Genomic DNA, 20,838 nt, shown 5'->3' with positions numbered 1-20,838 from the left:
ATGACCCACCCCAGAACCGGCCCCGGCACCAGCTCCGGCGCCGGCCCGGGAACCAGCCCGGGAACCAAGGCCGTTGTGGACCACCGCCGACGGCTCCGGCATGCCGGCTCGGCCCGTACGGGAACGCTGGTCACCACCTGCCTGGCGGTGTGTCTCGCTCAGATCGCGCTGGCCATGCCCGCGACCCTGAACGGCCTGTTCCAGGAGAGTCTGCACCCGGTCGGGTCCCAACTCACCTGGATCTCCGACGCGTTCCTGTTGCCCGTGACGGTACTGGAGCTGACCTTCGGCGTACTGGGCGACCTCTTCGGCCGCAAGCGGCTGCTGGTCGGCGGCGCGGGACTGCTGGCCGTCGGCGAGGCGGTGGCGGCGACCGCCGGGGGTGTCCCCCAGTTGTGGGCGGGCCAGCTCCTCGGCGGCCTCGGCGCCGCGGCGCTGTTCCCCACCACGCTCGCCATGGTCGCGGCCGCCACCCGCACACCGCGCGACCGGGCCCGGGGCATCGCGGTCTGGACCGCCTCGCTCTCCACCGGCGGCTTCGTCGCCCCCGTGCTCGGCGGCATCTCCGGAACCTACGGTTCGTGGCGGCTTTCCTTTGTGATCGTCGCCGCCCTGGCCGTGATCACCGCGCTGGTCTGCCGGCTGCTCGCCGAGGACTCCAGCTCGCCGGAGGGCCGCTCACTGGACCCCGGTGGCCAGATCACCATCCTCATCGGCCTGTTCGCCCTGCTCTACGCGGTGATCCAGGGGCCGGCCGACGGCTGGAGCTCCCCGTTGGTGGTCGGTGCCTTCGTCGTTGCCGCGGTGTTCCTCGTGCTGTTCGTCCTCGCGGAGCACCGGGCCCGCACGCCGCTGCTGCGCCTTGACCTGTTCCGCAACCGCGCCTTCACCATCGTTTCGGTCATCACCGTCGTCGGGATGTTCAGCTTCCTCGGCACCGCCTATGCGACCAGCATCCGCATCGGGGTGATCCAGCATCAGAGCCCCTTGCGGACCTCGGTGGCCTTTGTCCTGCTCGGCGGGTTCTCGCTGCTGCTCACTCCGCTCCTCTCACGGCTGCTGGAGCGGGCGAACCCGCGCTGGCTGCTCTCCGGCGGCCTGCTGCTGATGGCCGCGGGCGACTTCTGGATGGCGACCCTGGACATACGGGAGACCTCACTCGGCGCGTACCTCGCCCCCCTGGGCCTGGCGGGCATCGGTTACGCGTTCAGCATCGCGTCGGTCACCGCCGTCGCCGTGAACACGGTGCCGATCCGGTACGCCGGTATGGCCAGCGCGTCGAACAGCCTGCTCCGTGACTTCGGTTTCACGCTCGGCCCGGCACTCATCGGCGCGGTCGCCCTCGGCCATGCCGCCTCGGCGTTCCAGTCCCACCTGTCGGCCTCCTCGCTTGCCCCGACGGCGAAGTCCGCTGCCGCAGAGGTGGCCCGGGCCGGCGGCCCGCTGGCGGTGAACTCGGTTCCGCCGGACTCCGCACCAGGTCAGGCGGTATCCCTTGCCCGGAACGCGCTCGGCCAGGGCTACTCGCTCGGCTACGTGGTCTGCGGGACGGCCGCGTTGCTGTCGTGCCTGCTGGCCGTGTCGGCCCTGCGGGGTGGCTGGACGGTCACCCCGCACACCGGGGAATCGCCGGCGGCGGACACCCCAGCGGCCCCGGGGCCGGGGCCCCTGTAGCCCGGTGGTGCGGGGCGGACGGGAACCTCTCGGCCGGCGGAGGCTTGCGGCGTGGGCCCGTGGGTGCACATGCGCCGCTGTCCGCCGCGCGCCACAGTGAGAGATGCGGCCTGGGTGGAAAGGTGGGCGGCTCCGTGACCAACCAGAACAAGCTGACTACGTACCGTGGCAAGCGGCACTTCGACCGGACCGGCGAGCCGCGGGGCGGGCGGGCCCCGGCCGGTGACGCGCCGTGTTTCGTGGTGCAGATCCATGACGCCAGTACCCTGCACTTCGACTTCCGGCTGGAGGTCGACGGCGTACTGAAGTCGTGGTCCGTACCGAAGGGGCCGTCCGCCGACCCGCAGGACAAGCGGCTGGCGATGCCCACCGAGGACCACCCGCTGGAGTACCGGGAATTCGAGGGAGTCATCGCGGAGGGGGAGTACGGCGCAGGCACCGTGATCGTCTGGGACGAGGGCAGCTACCGGCCTCTGCCGGGGAAGAAGGGCCGCAGCCGTAGCTTCAGCGAGGCGTTGGACCGGGGCCATGCATCGTTCTGGCTCGACGGCAGCAAGCTGCACGGCGGCTATGCGCTCACCCGCTTCCGCCGCGGCGGCCCCGGGGAGCGGGAGGCCTGGCTGCTGGTCAAGGAGAGCGACGAGCGAGCCGGACGCCGTGGCACCCCCGACGCCCGCCGTGCCCGGTCCGTCCGCAGCGGCCGGACCCTCAGCCGCGTCACCCAGGAGGAGGCCGCGGAGCAGGGGAGCCCGTGATGAGCAGTGACGACCTCCTGGACGCGCTGCCCACGGCCGAGCGGGCGCTGCTGGACGCCGCCCCGGGCGGCGATCCACGGTTCCTCGGCCTGCGCGACGGCAAGCGGCCCGAGGACGTGGTCCGCGAACGTCCGGCCCGGGGCTGACCGGGGGCCGCGCCATGTCGGACGCCGCACTCATCGTGATCGACATGCTCAACTCCTACGACCACGAGGACGCCGAACTGCTCCTGCCCTCGGTACGCACGGTGCTGCCGCGCCTCACCGCACTGCTCGAACGGGCCCGGCGCAGCGACACCGAGGTCATCTACGTCAACGACAATTTCGGGCTGTGGCGCTCGCACCACGACGAGCTGCTGGACACCGTGCTCAGCGGCCCCCACACGGACCTGGTGGAGCCGCTGCGGCCGGATGACAACTCCTTGTTCGTGGTCAAGGCGCGGCACTCGATCTTCTACGAGACACCCCTGGAATACCTCCTGCACCAACACGGCATCGGCACGATCGTGCTCTGCGGTCAGGTCACCGAACAGTGCGTGCTCTACTCGGCGCTCGACGCACATATCCGGCACATCGGCGTGACCGTCGTCGAGGATGCCTGTGCACATATCCACCGGGATCTCGCGGAAGCCGCCCTGCGCATGATGGAACGCAATATGCAGGCCCGTATCGTCAGCTCCACCGCCGAGGAAATCTTCTGAGCGGAGAGCACGACCCACGACACCCCTCGGCCGCCTGTACTCCTCCTCGGTGCACGTTCGCGATGCCCGTCGAGAGGCCCGCGGACCTGGACCGCCCTAGGCTTCACTCAGCGGCTACGTCTCGTCGGCACGCAGGAGGCCCGTATGGCCGTGCGACATCGGCTGATCAGGAAACCCCCCGAAGACGTGTGGGCGGTCCTGTCCGACGCGTCGCGTTTCAGCGACTGGGTGGTGGGCCCTTCGGCTACGACCGAGAAGCGCGGCGACTGGCCGCAGTGCGGCTCCACGCTGGAGTACACCCTGCGTGTGGGGCCGTGGTCGCTGTCCGGCGAGACCATCGTGCGTCGTCACGAAGCACCGCGGCTCCTCGAGCTCGAGGTCGACAGCGGGTGGCTGGGCACGGCAAGGATCGCCATTGAGGTCCGTGCCTGGGGAGAGAACACCCTGGTGATCTTCGACGAACACCCGCTGCGCGGTCCCGGCGGGCTGCTGCACAACAGCGCGGTCGACGCCGTGCTGCAGCTGCGCAACCGCAGCATGCTCGATCGCCTCGCCAAGACCGCCGCGGCCCCGGAGGAAGCCGCCGGGCTACCTGGCTGAGGCCGGCGAACCGGATCAGCCCAGCTGACGAGCAGAGGCGAAGTGGAGGGATGATGCCGGACGCAGTGGTGATCGGCGCTGGGCCCAACGGCCTCGTCGCGGCAAACCTTCTCGCCGATGCCGGCTGGTCGGTGGAGGTGCTGGAAGCCCAGAGCGAACCGGGCGGAGCAGTCCGCAGTGACCGCGAAGTCCACCCCGACTACGTCAATGATCTCGGTAGCTCCTTCTATCCGCTGGCCGCCGCCTCGCCCGTCCTGGCCGCCCTCGATCTGCACGTCGAGGGGCTGCGCTGGAGTCACGCCCCGCGGGTGCTGGCCCACCCGCTGCCCGATGGCCGGTGCGCCGTCCTGGACCGGGACCGGGACCGGACCGCGGCGGCCATGGACGCCTTCGCCCCCGGCGACGGAGCGGCCTGGCACCACCTCTGCCGGATCTGGGACCGCATCGGGCCCGACCTCCTGGGCGCCCTTTTCACCCCGTTCCCGCCGGTGCGGTCCGCAGCCCGGCTCGCCGCCCGGCTGCGCGGCGCCGGCGGCCTGCGCCTTGCCCGGACGATGCTGCTGCCCGTGCGGCAACTGGGTGAAGAGGAGTTCAGCGGAGACGCGGGACGGCTGCTCCTCGCCGGCAACGCCCTCCATGCCGACCTCGCCCCGGAGGCCGCCGGCAGTGGGGGCTTCGGCTGGCTGATGACCATGCTCGGGCAGACTCATGGCTTTCCCGTGCCGGTGGGCGGAGCCGGAGCTCTGACCGCGTCGCTGGTGAGACGGCTCCGGCGCCGTGGCGGCGCATTGCGCTGCGGTGAGCGCGTCGTCGAGGTCGTCGTACGCGCGGGCCGGGCCGTGGCGGTGCGCACGGCGATGGGTGAGTGCGTGCCGGCGGGCCGCGCCGTGCTCGCAGACGTCTCGGTTCCCTCCCTGTACGGAGACCTCGTGGACCAACGCCATCTGCCGGGCCGTCTCGTGCAGGACCTGCGGCGCTTCCAGTGGGACTTCGCCACCTTCAAGGTTGATTGGGCCCTCGGCAAGCCCGTGCCCTGGACGGCCGGGGAGGCATCGTCCGCGGGCACGGTGCACGTGGCCGACGGCGTCGATGCGCTCACCCGCTTCGCGGCGCAGATCGCCATGGGACAGGTGCCCGACCGGCCTTTCGCGCTCTTCGGCCAGATGACCACAGCGGATCCCTCCCGCTCCCCCGCCGGCACCGAGTCGGCATGGGCCTATACCCATGTGCCGCAGCGGGTTCGCGGCGATGCCGGGGCGGACGGCATCACCGGCGTGTGGAACCTGCGGGAGCAGGAAGCCATGGCGGACCGGATGGAGAGCCAAGTGGAACGATTCGCGCCGGGCTTCCGCTCGCGTATCCGAGCGCGCCGGATCCTTGCGCCGCCGACGTTGCAGGCGCTCGACTCCAATCTGCGGGGTGGGGCCATCAACGGAGGAACCGCATCCCTGCACCAACAGTTGGTGTTCCGGCCGCTGCCTGGCACAGGGCGACCGGAAACCCCCGTCAAGGGCCTGTTCCTGGCTTCCGCCGGCGCCCACCCTGGAGGGGGCGTTCACGGGGCACCCGGCGCGAACGCCGCGCGGGCGGCACTGCGCAAGCTGTCCCCGAGTGTCGTCCTCTCGCTGGCTCAACGTGCGCTGACCCCCCGAAGCCGGAACGACGACCCACGGCAGGGACGCCGTTGAGCGGCCCGGTGCAATCAAGCAGGTCCCCGCGGGTGGCCGTGGTCTCCGTGTGAGGGCAGCCGGGTCCACTCCGTGTACCTCGGGCGAGCCCGGGTACTCGGGCGTCAATGGACACTCGGGTCGCTGTACCGGCACCCCGGGGCGACCCTGGGAGGGGAGCCCGAGGCGGGCGGGGTCGTCCTGCCATGGGGTGCCGCCCCCAGTGAAGAGAACACTCGTCCGGAGGTGTACGAGATGGGCCTGCGCACCTGGGTCACCGAGTGGCCCGTGTACCGGCAGCTCACCGGCAACGACCCGCTCGGACGTGGGAGCGCCGCCCGTTCCGCCCGCACCGGGGCTCTGCGGCCGCGCACCGACCGGGCCGACAGGGTCGTGCAGTCGGTGTGCCCGTACTGCGCCGTCGGCTGCGGTCAGCAGGTCTACGTCAAGGACGACCGCGTCGTGCAGATCGAGGGCGACCCGGACTCCCCGGTCAGCCGGGGCCGGCTGTGTCCCAAGGGCTCCGCCTCCCTCCAGCTCACCACCGGCGCCGCACGTCTGCACCACGTTCTCTACCGTCGGCCGTACGGCAGGGACTGGGAGCCGCTCGACCTGGAGACCGCCATGGACATGGTGGCCGAGCGAGTGGTCCGGACCCGTGCCGAGACCTGGGAGTGGGAGCGCGACGGCGTGCGCACGGCGCGCACCATGGGCCTCGCGAGCCTGGGCGGGGCGACCCTCGACAACGAGGAGAACTACCTGATCAAGAAGCTGCTGACCGGTCTGGGGGTCGTGCAGGTCGAGAACCAGGCTCGCGTGTGCCACAGCTCGACGGTCGCCGGCCTCGGTACCTCCTTCGGACGCGGCGGCGCCACGACCTTCATGCAGGATCTCCAGCACTCCGACTGCATCGTGATCCAGGGCTCCAACTACGCGGAGGCTCACCCGGTCGGCTTCCAGTGGGTCATGGAAGCCAAGGCGCGCGGAGCCAAGATCATTCACGTCGACCCCCGCTACACCCGGACGAGCGCCCTCGCCGACCTCCACGTCCCGATCCGCGCCGGCAGCGACATCGTGTTCCTCGGGGCGCTGATCAATCACGTCCTGACCGAGGGCAAGGACTTCCGCGAGTACGTCCTGCGCTACACCAACGCGGCTTCGCTCGTGGGCGAGGACTTCCGCGACACCGAAGACCTGGGAGGCGTGTTCTCCGGTTTCGACCCCGAGAGCGGCACCTACGATCCCGAGAGCTGGCAGTACGACGGCGCCGACGTGCAAAACCCCGCAGGCGACCCCGATCAGCGCTACGAGGAACGAGTACGCGAGGCCGGCGGCTCGGAGGCGCACGGATCCGGCGGCCCCCAGGCTCCCGGCCGGCCTCGGCGCGATGACACCCTCCAGCACGAGCGCTGCGTCTACCAGATCCTCAAACGCCACTACGCGCGCTACACACCCGAGCTGGTCGAGGAGACCTGCGGCATCCCCCGGGCGACCTTCCTGGAGGTGTGCGACGCGCTCACCGCCAACTCCGGACGCGACCGGACCAGCGCCTTCTGCTACGCCGTCGGCTGGACGCAGCACACCGTCGGCGCCCAGTACATCCGTGCCGCCTGCGTGCTGCAGCTGCTGCTGGGCAACATCGGGCGGCCCGGCGGAGGCATTCAGGCGCTGCGCGGCCACGCCTCCATCCAGGGCTCCAGCGACATCCCCACCCTCTTCAACCTGCTGCCCGGCTACCTGCCCATGCCGCACGCCCACGCCCACGAGGACCTCGACGCCTTCATCGCCGCCAGCCGCACCGACAAGGGCTTCTGGGGCAACATGCGCGCCTACTTCGTGAGTCTCCTCAAGGCGTACTACGGCGACGCCGCCACCGCCGACAACGACTTCTGCTTCGACCACCTGCCCCGTCTGACCGGCTCGCACAGCACATACGAGACCGTCATGGCGCAGCTCGACGGCGCGTGCAAGGGGTACTTCCTCATGGGGGAGAACCCGGCGGTCGGCTCCGCCAACACCCGCCTGCAGCGCCTGGGGATGGCGCAGCTCGACTGGCTCGTGGTGCGCGACTTCTCGCTCATCGAATCGGCGACGTGGTGGAAGGACGGGCCCGAGATCGCCACGGGTGAGATGCGCACCGAGGACATCGGCACCGAGGTCTTCTTCTTCCCTGCCGCCGCACACACCGAGAAGTCCGGCTCCTTCACCAACACCAACCGCTGGGTCCAGTGGCACCAGGCCGCTGTCGAACCCGAGGGCGAGGCGCGCAGCGACCTGTGGTTCATGTACCACCTCGGACGCCGCGTCAAGGAACTCCTCAAGGACTCCACCGACCCCCGGGACCGGCCCGTCCAGGACCTCACATGGGACTACCCCGTGGACGGCCCGCTGCGCGAACCCGTCGCCGCGGCCGTTCTCGCCGAGATCAACGGCCACGGCCCGGACGGTGCCCCGCTGTCGGCCTATACCCAGCTGAAGGACGACGGCTCCACGAACTGCGGCTGCTGGATCTACTGCGGGGTCTACGCCGACGGCGTCAACCAGGCCGACCGCCGCAAGCCGCACACCGAGCAGAGCTGGACCGCACTGGAGTGGGCCTGGGCCTGGCCCGCCAACCGCCGCATCCTCTACAACCGGGCCTCCGCCGACCCTGAGGGCCGGCCCTGGAGCGCACGCAAGGCCTACGTCTGGTGGGACAGCGACGCCGGCCACTGGACGGGGCACGATGTGCCCGACTTCCTCCCCGACCTCGATCCGGCACATGTCCCGCCCGAGGACGCGGTCGGGCCCGAGGCGCTGCGCGGCGACGACCCGTTCATCATGCAGGCCGACGGCAAAGGCTGGCTCTACGTGCCCGCGGGGCTGGAGGACGGGCCGCTGCCCACGCACTACGAGCCGCAGGATTCGCCCTTCCCCAACCTGCTGTACCCGGGCGTCGACCGGTCGCCGGCCCGCAAGACCCTGCCCCGCGAGGGCAACCGCTACCATCCGAGCGGCAACGAGCCGGGCGCCGAGGTCTATCCGTACATCGTCACCACGCACCGCCTGACGGAGCACTTCACCGCAGGAGGCATGAGTCGCTGGTCGCCCTATCTGAGCGCACTGCAACCGGAGTTCTTCTGCGAACTGTCCCCGGAGCTGGCGGCCGAGCGCGGTCTGGAACACGGCGGCTGGGCCACCGTCATCACCGCCCGCAACGCCATCGAGGCCCGCGTCCTGGTCACCGAACGGCTCCGCCCGCTGATCGTGCACGGCCGCCCCGTGCACCAGATCGGGATGCCCTTCCACTGGGGGCCCAATGGTGTCGTGACCGGTGACGCGGCCAACGAGCTCATGGCCATCTCCCTGGACCCCAATGCGCACATCCAGGAGGACAAGGCGCTCACCGCCGACATCAGGCCCGGACGCCGGCCACGCGGCGCCGCCCTGCCCGCGCTCGTGGCCGAGTACCGGCGCCGCGCGGGCATCACCGAGCACACCGGAGTGGAGGAGAGCACATGACGGCCGATCCCGTGCCGGAGGCCGGGGCCGGGCCACCGGCCCGGTCACTCGTCGACCGGCTCCTGTCCGGCCCCGAGCCCGACCCGGCCGGCGACGCCGGATACGAGGACCCGCCACCCCGCGTCGGGTTCTTCACCGACACCTCGGTGTGCATCGGCTGCAAGGCCTGCGAGGTGGCCTGCAAGGAGTGGAACGCTCTCCCCGAGGACGGCCTCTCCCTCACCGGCATGTCCTACGACAACACCCAGGGTCTCGGCGCATCCACCTGGCGGCACGTCGCCTTCATCGAACAGAACAAGCCCGTGCGCACCGGCCCGCCCGAGCCGGAAGGCCGCACCCTGCTGCCACTCACCGACGGCCCGGCGCAGACCGAGCCGTCCCAGGAGCCCGGCGGAATGCGGTGGCTCATGTCCTCCGATGTGTGCAAGCACTGCACCCATGCCGCCTGCCTCGACGTCTGCCCCACCGGCTCGCTCTTCCGCACCGAGTTCGGGACGGTCGTGGTCCAGGAGGACATCTGCAACGGCTGCGGCTACTGCGTCCCGGCCTGCCCGTACGGTGTGATCGAGCAACGCGCGGAAGACGGCCGGGCGTTCAAATGCACGATGTGTTACGACCGGCTCGGGGCCGGGCAGGAGCCGGCCTGCGCCAAGGCGTGCCCCACGGATTCCATCCAGTTCGGCCCCCTCGACGAACTGCGGGAACGTGCCGCCCTTCGCGTGGAACAACTCCAGGAGTCCGGCGTACCCGAGGCGCGTCTGTACGGACACGAACCGGACGACGGAGTGGGCGGTGACGGTGCCTTCTTCCTGCTCTTGGACGAACCCGAGGTCTACGGTCTGCCACCGGCGCCCGTCGTGACCACCAGGGACCTGCCCGCGATGTGGAGACACGCGGGCGCCGCTGCGCTGTCCCTGCTCGCCGCAGGGGCCCTCTCCCACGTTCTGCCCACCCTCGGCCGGGCTGCGGGCCTGCGGAAAGGACGCCGATGACCTCGCCTCCCGACGGGCCGCGCGCATCGCACCGGCAAGGCCCCGGACGCAAGCGACGGGGCGAGGAACTCATGGTCCCACGCGCCGAGTTCCAGTCCTATTACGGCAGGCCCGTCATCAAGGCGCCGTCCTGGGCGCCCCGTGACATCGCCGGCTACTTCTTCCTCGGCGGTCTCGCGGGAGCCGGATCGGTCCTCGCGGCAGGCGCCCACTTCACGGGGCGTCCCGTGACCGCGACCGCGCTCAAGGTGTCCTCCCTCGGGGCCGTCGGCCTGTCCGTGGCCGCACTGATCAACGATCTCGGGCGCCCGTCGCGGTTCACCCACATGCTGCGGGTGTTCAAGCCGACCTCGCCGATGAGCGTCGGCTCCTGGCTGCTGGGCGTATACGGGCCGGCCGCCGGACTCGCCGCCGCCACCGCCGTCAGCGGCACCTTCCGACGTGTGGGTGCCGCCGCGACCCTCGGCGCGGCGCTCACCGGCCCCGCCGTCGCCACGTACACCGCCGTCCTCGCGGCCGACACCGCCGTTCCCGCCTGGCACGGCGCGCACCGCGAACTCCCCTATCTCTTCGCCGCCTCCGCGACCGCTGCGGCCTCGGGGATGGCCCTCGTCGCCGGACCGGTCCGCGAGACGGGCCCTGCCCGGTGCGCCGCCGTGCTCGCAGCCGCCGGAGACCTCGCCGCGAGCACGGCCGCCGAGCGTCGCCTGGGCGGCGTCGCCGAGACCTGGCGGGAAGGGCGGGCGGGCACGCTGCTTCGCGGCGCCCGCGCGCTCCTCGTGGGCGGCGCGGCGGCGGGAGCCGCGGCTCCGTTCCTGGGACGCGCCGCACGCCCGGCCGCAGCCGTCGCCGGACTGGCCCTGCTCGCCGGCTCCGCGTGCACCCGCTTCGGGGTCTTCGCGGCGGGGGTCGCCTCGGCCGAGGACCCCCGGCACACCGTCGTACCGCAACGCGAACGACTCGAACGGGAGCGTGCCGCACGGGAAAGCGGCGGAGCGTACGCCACGGACAAGGAGTGAACAGTGCAGATCGGCTACAAACTCGCTGCCGAGTCCTTCGGGCCCGGAGAACTGGTACGCCAGGCGGTGCTCGCGGAGCAGGCGGGTTTTGACTTCGTCGAGATGAGCGACCACTACCACCCCTGGCTGGACGTCCAGGGCCACTCCCCCTTCGCCTGGACGGTGCTCGGGACCATCGCCGCCAAGACCGAACGCATCGGCCTGGCAACCGGAGTGACGTGCCCCTCGGTCCGCTATCACCCCGCGATCATCGCGCAGGCGGCCGCAACCCTCGCTCTGCTCTCCGACGGCCGCTTCACGCTCGGCGTGGGCTCGGGGGAACGGCTCAACGAGCACGTGACCGGAGAGGGCTTCCCCAACTCCGTAGCCGAGCGGCACGCACGGCTGCGGGAGGCACTGGAGATCATCAGGCTGCTGTGGAGCGGTGGCTACCAGTCCTACGACGGCCGGTATCTGAAGCTGGACGACGCCCGCGTCTTCGACCTCCCCCAGGAACTCCCTCCGATCGTGGTGGCCGCCGGCGGTCCCACCGCCGCCCGTCTCGCCGCCGAGTTCGGAGACGGGCTCTTCGCCACTGAGCCCGCGGGCGAGACGGTGGAGGCATACCGTCGCGCGGGCGGCGACGGCCCGCGGTACGCCGAGGTCCCCATGGCCTGGGCTCCCCACGCGCGCACCGGGGCACAGGCCGCCCTGGAGACCTCACGGTGGGCGGTGACCGGGTGGAAGGTGATGAGCGAACTGCCCAACCCCGCGAACTTCGAGGCCGCCACCGCCACCGTGCGCGAAGAGGACATCCTGTCCACGTTCGCCTGCGGAACCGACCCCACGAGGTTCCTGCAGGTGGCACAGCCCTTCGTGGACGCGGGCTTCGACCGGCTCGTGACACAGAACGCCGGGCCGGACCCGGACGGGTTCATGGACTTCTACCGAAGTGAACTGGACCAGCGGCTGCGTGACTTGCGGCCCGCTGCCGGGTAGTTCTTCCGCTGCGCCCCCTTGGACTCATTCAAGGGGGCCAGGGCGGTGCCCAGGTGCGGTGACTACGCGTCACGGTCTTTTCGCAGAGCCTGGATGAGCCAGGGGTACACCGGAAGCAGGTTCGGTACCACCTGCCAGCCGTTGACGACCCACACCAGCCGCCAGTACCGGTCCACCAGGGGGTCGTGTGCTTCTTCGAACCGTCGCGCCATCCACTCCCGGAATTCCGTGTCGGGGGTGCGCGCGAATACCTCGGCGAAGCGGTGTATGAGGTCGTCGATGACGGGGGCGGCCCTGTCGCTGAGCGGATCGACGCCCGACTCCATGGCCGCGGCCACCTTGCGACGGGTGACATCCATCAGTTCCTCTCCGGCGTCGTTCTCGATGCCGGGCCCGCGCCCGGCGGCCTGCCTCCCGGCCGTCCGGCGCATCCGGGCCCGGAAGTCCTCGTCGCCGACCAGCTCAGCGAGTTCCATCCATGCGGCGATCTGCTCGCTGGACGGATCATCGGGAAGGTCGGGAGTGGCAGCGCGCACCATGGCCACTGCTGCCGCGTCGGCATCCGTGGTGCCGAACGTGCCCTCCACGAAATCGTCGATCAGTCGTCGGCGTTCCTCGCCGGACAACCGCGTGAGCCTGTGCATGAGCTTGATCTCCTCGGGATCGGACCCGCTTCTGGCCGCGGCTCGCAGAACGCTCTGACGCAGTCGCAGCACCCGGATCTGGACGTCCATGGCGTCGGCGTGCGCCGCGGCGACTTCCGCCAGCGAGAGCTCGCGATCCAGTACCCGTCGAATCGTGGCCAGGTTCATGCCCAGCTCGCGCAGGGTGCAGAGGAGTTCCAGACGCAGCAGTGCGTCGAGGTCGTAGAGCCGGTAGCCGGCGGGACTTCGGGTGGTCGGCGCAACCACCCCCGAATCGGAGTAGAACCGGATGGTCCGCACGGACAGGCCGGTCCGCCGGGAAAGCTCCCCGATCGAGTAGAGGGTCGTCACGTCCATGCCCCCCACTCTGCTGTCTCCAGTCACTGGAGACTCAAGGCTATTTTCCACCTGGGCCCCGACCGGGAGTTCCTGCGTCACCGCTCACCGGCGGTCCACGGCTACGAGCCGTTGGACTCCATCGTCCACCTCAGCCTCTCCGTTGCAGCCAAGGAGTCCCCCATGAACGAGTTCCTTGGCTGTGAGACCCGTCGGGTGCCGCCTCATGCCTCGCGGTTCTCGAGTCGCAGCTGGACCTCCTGCTCCTGATCGCCTGATGTCGCCCCGGTCTCCCGGACCGTGAAGGCGGATTCCAGGCCTGACCGCAGTCGGCCGGCCGCCCAATAACTGCCCTGGACGGTGGCCGCCACCGGCTCGGTCAGCCGGCGCGGCACCGTCGGCGCCGCCGCGTCGGAGACGTCAATGGTCGCGGCCCACACGACCGGCCCCGTCCCCTCCGGGCCCCGGGGCGCGTCGTCCTTCGTCCGGTCGGAGACGAAAAGGGTGTCGAGCGCAGTGAAGACCGTGTGAGCGTCCTCGGGCGGGCAGTCGGTGAGCTGCACCTGGACCTGAGCGGCGCCTTGGTTGTTCTGTGCGGCCTCTTCCCTGTCCTTCACTGTGACCTGCCTTTCCGAGTGCCGCTCGCGGCGAGGGCCCCAGCTCTCCTCTTCAGCCGGGCGGCCGTGACCGGTGCGTGGTAGCAACAGCCGAGAGGCACCTCCCCCCGGCATGCGGATCGCCTACCCGATCGCCGCTCCCCTACAACCCGCCTGGTCCGGTTCGGGAGGCAGCGGACCGCGCAGCCGATCCCGGCTGCGGAGTTGTGCCGCGCAACGTAGCGCAACACGGCAGGGGGATCCGGATACACAACAAAAGGGCAGCGCGCTCCTTCCTCAGTCCAGCGCGCCGGCAGCCACCCGCAGGTCTGCTACGAGTCCCGCGTACGCCGCTTCGCGCTCATCGGACCGCAGGATCGCCGAGGGATGAACAGTGGCGACAAGCAGGCCCGGCTCCTGGCCACGTCGGGTCGTGGTCAGGCGTTGCTCCTCCGGGGGCAGGGGCAGGAGAGCGCCGCGGTCCTTCGTGACCCGAAACGAGGGGCCGAGCAACGCCTTGCCGGCGGTCGCTCCGAGGGCCACCACCACCTCGGGGTGCACGAGGCGCAGCTCGGCACTCAGCCACGGACGGCAGGCCCGCATCTCCCGCAGGCTCGGCGGCTTGTGGATCCGGCGCTTGCCGCGCTCCGCCACCTCGAACTTGAAGTGCTTGACCGCATTGGTGAAGTACGCCTGCTCCTCCGCGATTCCCGCCTCACCCAGCGCGGCTCGCAGCAAGCGGCCGGCCGGCCCCACGAACGGCTCGCCCGCCCGGTCCTCCTGATCTCCCGGCTGTTCGCCGACGAACATGATCCGCGCAGCGGAGGTGCCCGCCCCGAAGACCGTCCCGGAAGCATGCTCGAACAGCGGGCAGCCCCGACAGCTCGCCGCGGCACGCCGATACGCCGCGAGGCCACCACGGCTCGGCAGAAACGCAGTGGCGTCGTACTCGTCTCCCGCCTGCGGTGTTGCACCCGCGGCCATCAGCGTCACCTCCTCCACTCACCAGTGCACTCCCCCCATGCCCTCGGCGCCAGCTGAAGAGCGGCGACTCCGACCGCGGCACATCGCTCGCGGCCGACACGGTGCGACGTTCGCGGAGTAATCCGTCAGGCGCGGTCCGCTGGTGGGACGACCAGGACCGGGCAGGCGGCGGTATGCAGGGTTTCGGCGCTGACCGATCCGAGCATCAGCCTGCGCAGGCCCGAGCGGCCATGCCCTTGCGAGTACCCGGGCGAGCCGTTCCCACGCACCGGCAGAACATGAGCCGCGGGCAGCCGTTCGCACTCGTCGTAGCGCGACGCGCAAGCCGTGGTGTCTGCCCGTCATGTCCGGCCGGGTTGTCAGTGCGGCTTCACGGGGTGAGGACTGTCTTGATCATTCCGTCTTCCTTGGCCTGGAAGGTCTTGTACGCCTGGGGGCCGTCTTCCAGCGGGAGGGTGTGGGTGGCGAAGTGGTCGACTCCCAGGACGTCCTCGTCATTGAGCAGGGGCAGGATGTCGTCGACCCAGCGCTTGACGTTGGCCTGCCCCATCCTCAGCTGAATCTGCTTGTCGAACAGGGTGAGCATGGGCACGGGATCAACGGCGCCTCCGTACACGCCGATCAGGGAGATGGTGCCCCCTCGACGCACGGCGTCCACGGCCGTGTTGAAGGCCGTCATGCTGTCCACGCCCGCCCTTGCCATGAGTCGTTCGCCGAGGGCGTCGGGCAGTACTGCGGCCATGTTCTGGGCGGCGCGGGTGAGCGGGGCGCCGTGCGCCTCCATGCCGACCGCCTCGATGACGGAGTCCGTGCCGCGGCCGTCGGTGAGCCGACGGATCTCCTCCGCAAGGCCCTTGCCGTGCTCGTTCAGATCGAGGGCGTGGACCCCGCGTTCCCGGGCCCGCGCGAGCCGTTCGGGGACCAGGTCGACGCCGATGACCTTGCTCGCGCCCTGGTGGAGAGCAATGCGGGCGGCCATGTCGCCGATCGGCCCGAGCCCGAGCACGGTGACGCTTCCGCCCGGCGGAATGGCCGCGTAGTCGACGGCCTGCCACGCCGTGGGCAGAACGTCGGAGAGGTAGACGAACCGCTGGTCCGGCGGCCCTTTCGGGACCTTGATGGGGAGCGTATTCCCGAACGGCACCCGCAGGAGCTCTGCCTGACCGCCGGGGACCTGGCCGTAGAGCTTGGTGAACCCGAAGAGGGAGGCTCCCATGCCCCGGTCAGTGACCTGGGTCGTCTCGCACTGCGATTGGAGGCCGCGCTCGCACATCCAGCACGTGCCGCAGGAGACGTTGAACGGAACAACCACGCGGTCGCCGACCGACAGATGGGTAACCTCGCTGCCGACCTCTTCGACGATCCCCATGGGCTCATGTCCAAGAATGTCTCCGGGGTCGAGGTACGGGCCGAAGATCTCGTAGAGGTGCAGATCCGACCCGCAGATGCCGGTGGAAGTGACACGCACGATGATGTCTGTCGGTTCCTGGATTTTCGGGTCGGGAACGGTCTCCACACGTACGTCACGCTTTCCGTGCCAGGTCAGAGCTCTCATCGCTACTCCTCACCAGTTCCCCTGCAAAACGGTCCCCGCTACCACCATGCGACCGCCCCCAAAGATGCGCAGCAAGAAATACAGAAGGTGATTCCACTTCCACCCTCCGCATCTCCTGCCGTGATCGTCCCGTCTTCGGGCCGAGGGTGGGGGGTGGCACGCGTGTACGGATGCAGGGCCGACGGGCGCCGACGATCACGTGCGGACGTCCCACGGCAACGGGTGGGCGGACCGAAGGAGGGTATGACTGGCGAGCGGAGTGGTCGAGTCCGGGGGAATGTCCGCTTTCGGCCCGGGTATGCGCCGTGCATGGTTGCTGCATCTAACTTCGGGCCAAGAGCTCTGCTGCAGGGCACGCATCGTCGTCGGCGACCGCGACACACCCGCCTGGGCCGCCGACGTGGCAAGCTCCACCGGAGGCTGCTCGCCTACCGGGACGTGGTGATCTTCCACTCTCCGGCACCGGCGAGTGAGCGGGCGCAAAGTCTGCTGCTGGTGTACATCCGCCGCGTCGTCGGGGAAGTCACCTACGAGGTGTGTGAACACTGCGCGAGCGGGGTGATCACCCAGGTTCACGTCGCCACACCATTGCAGGACAGCGGCCTGGGCACACGTGCGGTTTCCCACCTGCGAGCCTGCTACCCCGATATCACCTGGCGCTGCTGCCTCCCCCAGCGCATGACGCGTGACCTGGCCCATCGCATGCGCCTGCCCAACAACCGTGCCGACCTGGGCTGTCCCCACCTCCAAAACGGCGCCTCTGACAGCCGCGGGAAAATGAGGCGGGCGAGGGGCTGAGCTGAATCCCGGCACATCGCAGCACCTCGTGCCTGACACGCGAGATGACGCCGCCTGCACAGGCGACGAGGACGTCCACGGCATGCGTCGGGGCCGCCACCAGCGGCGCCGGGACCCTTGGCGCCGACGCGTAAGTCAGCAGCGCGCCCCCTGCCCACCGGGGCCTGCCGCTCCGTTTGCACGCGTACTCAGCTGTCCACCCCGGCCTCCCACTTGCGCCGACGCAGTACGTGGCCGCTGAAGAGGTGTCGGCTTCGGTCGAGCAGTCCCCCCACCTCCGCGGCACGGCACCGCACGTCCGCCGACGGATGCCGGCGTTGCACGGACTGCCCGGTCCAGGCGCGCAGCTTCGCATCCGGGTCCTCCAACAGACCGACCGCCGCCCGTAGCGCCACGATGCCACCAAGCGCGTCGAGCAGCCGGAATGCGCCGGCGCGGACGTGCCGCGGCCGCTCGGAGCCGGTGCGTTCCAGTAGCCGGTCGGCGGGCAGTTCCCTTGCCGAGGGCAGCATCGACTACCGCGGCGGCGGATCGCCAGAACAGCGCGGTCGACGGCTTGTAGTGCGGTTCGTGGTCGTAGGGGCACCAGAGAACCTGGAGCAGATCGGCCTGGCCGGGCGGCCGCAACAGGGGTATGTCGCGCAGGTACAGCTGGGCGACGGGCAGCATGGGGACCGGGCTCTCCGCGGGCCACGGGGGGCCGGCGTCGAGCCGCTCCATGAACACCGCGTCGTTCCGCTCCTTGACCGCCTCCTCCTCGGGCGTGTACTGAGGGCCGTGGGGATCTCGGTGCAGTCGGGCCAGCCTGCGCCTCTCCAGCCTTATTTCTGCAGGTGCCCTGGACATGCCGCTGCGCGGGTGAGAGCCGTCGCAGTGCGGCCACGGCTCATCAGCGGGCCACAGCAACGGGCCCCCACTGAACTCTCGGACACCGAAGGCGACCCGGCGCGAGGATGCAGCCGAATCGCCTCCCGCGCCAGCGGCGCCAACTCGGGAAAGACCGCGGCGACGTCGGCCGGACGCGGCGGAGTGGTACGGACAAGGCTCATACCAGCGATCCTGCCACCAGCCACTGACAGTCCTCGGCCGTCTCCACAGGCGTCAGGGATCAACTGGCCGCGTGAAACGCCCGCTGACTCGGTCACAGGGGCAACAGGCCTGCCTATGGGGCATCTGTCGTGCTGCGGCTCAACACCGCGGCCTGGTGTGGTCTCCGCGCCCACGGAGGTGGCCGGCCTCCTACGTAGGTCTGAGCCGGCCAGGGCAACCGGCGTACCCATGCCGGTTGTCCGTCGATGGCGCAGGCGAGGTGCCGGTGCGCCAACACTGCACGCCTGGGCCCGGCTTACTTGCCTGTGGGGGCGTGAGCCGTGCCTGTGCCGACGGCTGCGGGTGCGATGACGGCGACGCCAAGCACAGCGGCGGTCACCGCGCTCGTTATCAGAGCACCGGTTTCAGGCAACGGCCGCGACACTATGACAGTGGACGCGAATGAAGAGACCTGCGGTCAACAGTTGCCCCTGCCTCCAAGACCGGTTCTGCCAGACATGGCCGCAGCACGCAGTCGCGGGCCGGCTGACGTTGTCGAGGCCCATTGGCAGTCCTTACGACTCAGCTGGCAGTGGATCCGTGCAGTACATCAGATCCGCAGGCCCGGGCGCCCCTATCCGGGAATCGTTCCGCTGCTGGAGGCCGCCGCCGCTCAACCACGACTCCGGCGGCTGTATCCGTTCACCAGCCACTTCGCCCTGTTCTTCAGCAGCTCCGCCGGCTACCCCTGGGCTGTGCAGGCGGGATCGATCGAGCCCCTGCACGACGGACGGTTCAAGGTTCGCCGACGCAGCCCTTCCGCCGTGATCGGCGACGTCGAGACCGCCGAAGAGGCGGTGGCTCTCCTGCTTGAACTTCTGCCCACCGGCCCCGAGCCCGTCATCACCGCCTCCGCGGACGGCACGTGTGGCAGTGTGTCGCCACACCACGCCCCTGCCCAGCCGGAGCACTGATCCACGCACTGATCCACCACCTCAGCAAGAGCCATCAGAAGCGCCCTGGCCCGGAGAGCACGAGTCACGCCGTCCGTGACGAGCACCAGGAGCTCGTCGTCCATGAGCCGGTCGAGGTTGCCGGCGGCGGCACGTGAGGAAGACCGACGACTTCGGCATGTGCCGGTCGTGGCTTCTTGGGCCGCGGTCTCGGCGACCGGACCGTCCGGCAGGCTTGCCTCGCCCGGCCCGGCCGGATCCTCAGGCGTTACGCCGGGTAACGCGAGCGTCACCGTGCATAGCCTGTTCCGACGCGGCTGGACCACCCACCACCGGGAAGAGCACCCCACCCGCGACCCGCTATCCGCGCGAGCCCCTAATATCATCGGGCGTCCTCCGACGGACGCTGACGCCTGCTGGGTCGTGCCCGCCACCCCACGCCCGGCACGACGGCTCCATGGCTTGGCAATGGAGTCGAGCATCGAGGAGAGGAACGTTCATGCGCGCCCGGAGCATCGCCACGGCCACCGCAACAGCACTGGCACTCGTGGCCGCTCGTGATCTTGTCCAGAAGAAGCACGCATTGCTCCGGAACTTCCCCGTGCTCGGGCACGCCCGGTACCTGTTGGAGACGATCGGTCCTGAGCTGCGGCAGTACATAGTCACCTCCAACGACGAAGAGCGCCCGTTCAGCCGCGACCAGCGCACCTGGATCTACGCGTCGGCGAAGGGGGAGAACAACTACTTCGGGTTCGGAACCGACAACGACGTCGAGCACACGCAGGGGCACGCCTACCTGAAGCAGCGCACGTTCGCCGGCCCGCTGCCCGACACGCACGACCCGCAGGCCCCACTGCCGTCCGCCAAGGTGCTGGGCGGGCCGCGCGGGCGCGCCAAGGCGTTCCGGCCGGCGAGTGTGGTGAACATCTCGGCGATGAGCTTCGGTTCGCTCTCCGGCGCGGCGATCACGGCGCTCAACAAGGGGGCGGCGCTGGCGGGCACCCTGCACAACACGGGCGAGGGCGGTCTCTCGCCGTACCACCGCAACGGCGGCGACCTCGTCCTTCAGATCGGTACGTCCTACTTCGGCTGCCGCAACGAGGACGGCAGTTTCAACATCGACAAGCTCAAGGACGTGGTCGCCGGCGCCCCGGTCAAGGCGATAGAGATCAAGCTCTCCCAGGGGGCCAAGCCCGGGCTGGGCGGAATGCTGCCGGGCGCGAAGGTGACGCCGGAAATCTCCGAGATCCGCGGCATTCCGCTCGGCGAGGACTGCGCTTCCCCGTCGCGGCACACCGCGTTCGGCGACGTCGACTCGATGCTCGACTTCGTCGAACTGCTCGCCACCGAGACCGGTCTGCCGGTCGGGATCAAGAGCGCGGTGGGCGAGATGGAGTTCTGGCAGGAGCTGGCCACGCTGATGGCGCGTGGTGACCGCGGTGTCGACTTCGTGACCATCGACGGCGGCGAGGGCGGCACCGGGGCGGCGCCGCTCACCTTCTCCGACTCGGTGTCGCTGCCCTTCCGGATGGGCTTCTCGCGGGTATACGGCGCCTTCGCCGAGCGGGGGCTGACCGACGACCTGACGTTCATCGCCTCCGGCAAGCTCGGACTTCCGGAGAACGCCGTGGTCGCCTTCGCTCTGGGTGCCGACATGATCAACGTGGCCCGTGAGGCGATGCTGTCGATCGGCTGCATCCAGGCGCAGAAGTGCCACACCGACAAGTGCCCCACCGGCATCGCCACCCAGAGCCCGTGGCTGGCCCGCGGCCTCGACCCGGCCTCGAAGGCCACCCGGGCCGCCGTCTACCTGCGCACCCTCCGCAAGGAGCTGATGAAGGTCTCGGCGGCCGTCGGTGTCGCCCACCCGGCCCTCATCACGGCCACGGACATCGAGATCATGAACGGTGACTACGAGGCCCGCACCCTGGCCGGCGTCTACGGCTACAAGGACGGCTGGGGCGAGCTCGGCCCGCACCTCGCCGAGGAGATCACCGCGCTGCTCACCGCCGGGCAGCCCTCCGGCCAGAAGCCGACCGCCTGACGCGCCGGTCACG

The 20,838-nt window shown here is 70.2% G+C and carries 19 protein-coding genes and 1 pseudogene; 13 read left to right on the top strand and 7 right to left on the bottom strand.

Annotated elements, in window-relative coordinates; genetic code table 11:
- The 10 genes from ABZ851_RS14700 to ABZ851_RS14655 all read left to right on the top strand — a co-directional run bounded on the left by ABZ851_RS14700 (nucleotide 1) and on the right by ABZ851_RS14655 (nucleotide 11,886).
- Nucleotides 1-1,674: an MFS transporter gene (locus ABZ851_RS14700; protein ID WP_361126455.1), complete on the top strand. Its 1,674-nt coding sequence runs from the start codon at nucleotides 1-3 to the stop codon at nucleotides 1,672-1,674.
- A gap of 134 nt (nucleotides 1,675-1,808) precedes the next feature.
- Nucleotides 1,809-2,429, top strand: coding sequence for a DNA polymerase ligase N-terminal domain-containing protein (locus ABZ851_RS14695; RefSeq protein WP_361126452.1), 621 nt, complete (start codon nucleotides 1,809-1,811; stop codon nucleotides 2,427-2,429).
- Nucleotides 2,429-2,575, top strand: a complete 147-nt coding sequence (locus tag ABZ851_RS14690; RefSeq protein ID WP_361126449.1) for a hypothetical protein — start codon at nucleotides 2,429-2,431, stop codon at nucleotides 2,573-2,575. Before ABZ851_RS14695 ends, ABZ851_RS14690 begins: the two co-directional genes overlap by 1 nt.
- A 14-nt stretch (nucleotides 2,576-2,589) precedes the next feature.
- Nucleotides 2,590-3,129, top strand: a complete 540-nt coding sequence (locus tag ABZ851_RS14685) for an isochorismatase family cysteine hydrolase (protein ID WP_361126446.1) — start codon at nucleotides 2,590-2,592, stop codon at nucleotides 3,127-3,129.
- Nucleotides 3,130-3,273: 144 nt separating this feature from the next.
- Entirely contained in the window at nucleotides 3,274-3,729 is a 456-nt protein-coding gene (locus ABZ851_RS14680) for an SRPBCC family protein (RefSeq protein WP_361126443.1), read from the top strand.
- Between the two features lie 53 nt (nucleotides 3,730-3,782).
- A complete protein-coding gene (locus ABZ851_RS14675; RefSeq protein WP_361126440.1) occupies nucleotides 3,783-5,417 on the top strand; it encodes an NAD(P)/FAD-dependent oxidoreductase in 1,635 nt (544 codons plus the stop codon).
- A gap of 234 nt (nucleotides 5,418-5,651) precedes the next feature.
- Complete coding sequence (gene fdh, locus ABZ851_RS14670; RefSeq protein ID WP_361126437.1) at nucleotides 5,652-8,897, top strand: formate dehydrogenase; 3,246 nt, start codon at nucleotides 5,652-5,654, stop codon at nucleotides 8,895-8,897.
- On the top strand, nucleotides 8,894-9,889 hold the full coding sequence (locus ABZ851_RS14665) for a 4Fe-4S dicluster domain-containing protein (RefSeq protein WP_361126434.1): 996 nt from the start codon (nucleotides 8,894-8,896) through the stop codon (nucleotides 9,887-9,889). Before fdh ends, ABZ851_RS14665 begins: the two co-directional genes overlap by 4 nt.
- Before the next feature lie 71 nt (nucleotides 9,890-9,960).
- Nucleotides 9,961-10,908: an NrfD/PsrC family molybdoenzyme membrane anchor subunit gene (nrfD, locus tag ABZ851_RS14660; RefSeq protein ID WP_361126431.1), complete on the top strand. Its 948-nt coding sequence runs from the start codon at nucleotides 9,961-9,963 to the stop codon at nucleotides 10,906-10,908.
- Between the two features lie 3 nt (nucleotides 10,909-10,911).
- A complete protein-coding gene (locus ABZ851_RS14655) occupies nucleotides 10,912-11,886 on the top strand; it encodes a TIGR03557 family F420-dependent LLM class oxidoreductase (RefSeq protein WP_361126428.1) in 975 nt (324 codons plus the stop codon).
- A 62-nt stretch (nucleotides 11,887-11,948) separates the two neighbouring features.
- Here the strand turns inward: ABZ851_RS14655 and ABZ851_RS14650 are convergent, their stop codons facing one another.
- From ABZ851_RS14650 to ABZ851_RS14630, 5 genes are all read right to left on the bottom strand, one after another.
- Entirely contained in the window at nucleotides 11,949-12,887 is a 939-nt protein-coding gene (locus ABZ851_RS14650; protein WP_361126425.1) for a MerR family transcriptional regulator, read from the bottom strand.
- A 203-nt stretch (nucleotides 12,888-13,090) separates the two neighbouring features.
- Nucleotides 13,091-13,483, bottom strand: a complete 393-nt coding sequence (locus tag ABZ851_RS14645; protein WP_361126422.1) for a hypothetical protein — start codon at nucleotides 13,481-13,483, stop codon at nucleotides 13,091-13,093.
- Between the two features lie 276 nt (nucleotides 13,484-13,759).
- Nucleotides 13,760-14,446 (bottom strand): UdgX family uracil-DNA binding protein, encoded by a 687-nt coding sequence (locus ABZ851_RS14640; RefSeq protein ID WP_361126419.1) that lies wholly within the window; start codon nucleotides 14,444-14,446, stop codon nucleotides 13,760-13,762.
- 125 nt (nucleotides 14,447-14,571) lie between these two features.
- Nucleotides 14,572-14,715: a universal stress protein gene (locus ABZ851_RS14635; protein ID WP_361126416.1), complete on the bottom strand. Its 144-nt coding sequence runs from the start codon at nucleotides 14,713-14,715 to the stop codon at nucleotides 14,572-14,574.
- Nucleotides 14,716-14,816: 101 nt separating this feature from the next.
- Nucleotides 14,817-16,001: a zinc-dependent alcohol dehydrogenase gene (locus ABZ851_RS14630; RefSeq protein WP_361126413.1), complete on the bottom strand. Its 1,185-nt coding sequence runs from the start codon at nucleotides 15,999-16,001 to the stop codon at nucleotides 14,817-14,819.
- A 438-nt stretch (nucleotides 16,002-16,439) separates the two neighbouring features.
- Between ABZ851_RS14630 and ABZ851_RS14625 the strand changes: the two genes are divergently transcribed.
- Entirely contained in the window at nucleotides 16,440-16,799 is a 360-nt protein-coding gene (locus tag ABZ851_RS14625) for an N-acetyltransferase (protein WP_361126410.1), read from the top strand.
- Nucleotides 16,800-16,987: 188 nt separating this feature from the next.
- Here ABZ851_RS14625 and ABZ851_RS14620 read toward each other — a convergent pair whose 3' ends face one another.
- Together ABZ851_RS14620 and ABZ851_RS14615 are read right to left on the bottom strand one after the other, a co-directional pair.
- Entirely contained in the window at nucleotides 16,988-17,311 is a 324-nt protein-coding gene (locus ABZ851_RS14620; RefSeq protein WP_361127382.1) for a hypothetical protein, read from the bottom strand.
- Nucleotides 17,310-17,848 (bottom strand): annotated as a pseudogene (locus tag ABZ851_RS14615) (hypothetical protein); the annotation flags it as partial. The gene ABZ851_RS14620 and the pseudogene ABZ851_RS14615, both read right to left, overlap by 2 nt.
- Nucleotides 17,849-18,346: 498 nt before the next feature.
- On the opposite strand from ABZ851_RS14615, the gene ABZ851_RS14610 reads away from it, so the two are divergent.
- A complete protein-coding gene (locus tag ABZ851_RS14610; protein WP_361126407.1) occupies nucleotides 18,347-18,802 on the top strand; it encodes a DUF6193 family natural product biosynthesis protein in 456 nt (151 codons plus the stop codon).
- A 478-nt stretch (nucleotides 18,803-19,280) separates the two neighbouring features.
- The gene (locus ABZ851_RS14605) at nucleotides 19,281-20,825 is read left to right on the top strand and encodes an FMN-binding glutamate synthase family protein (protein WP_361126404.1); all 1,545 of its coding nucleotides are present in this window, start codon (nucleotides 19,281-19,283) and stop codon (nucleotides 20,823-20,825) included.
- Nucleotides 20,826-20,838 lie beyond the last annotated feature (13 nt).

It is taken from the genome of Streptomyces sp. NPDC047049 (assembly GCF_040643995.1).
Lineage (GTDB): Bacteria > Actinomycetota > Actinomycetes > Streptomycetales > Streptomycetaceae > Streptomyces > Streptomyces mooreae.
This window is presented reverse-complemented; position numbering and strand designations above follow the sequence as displayed.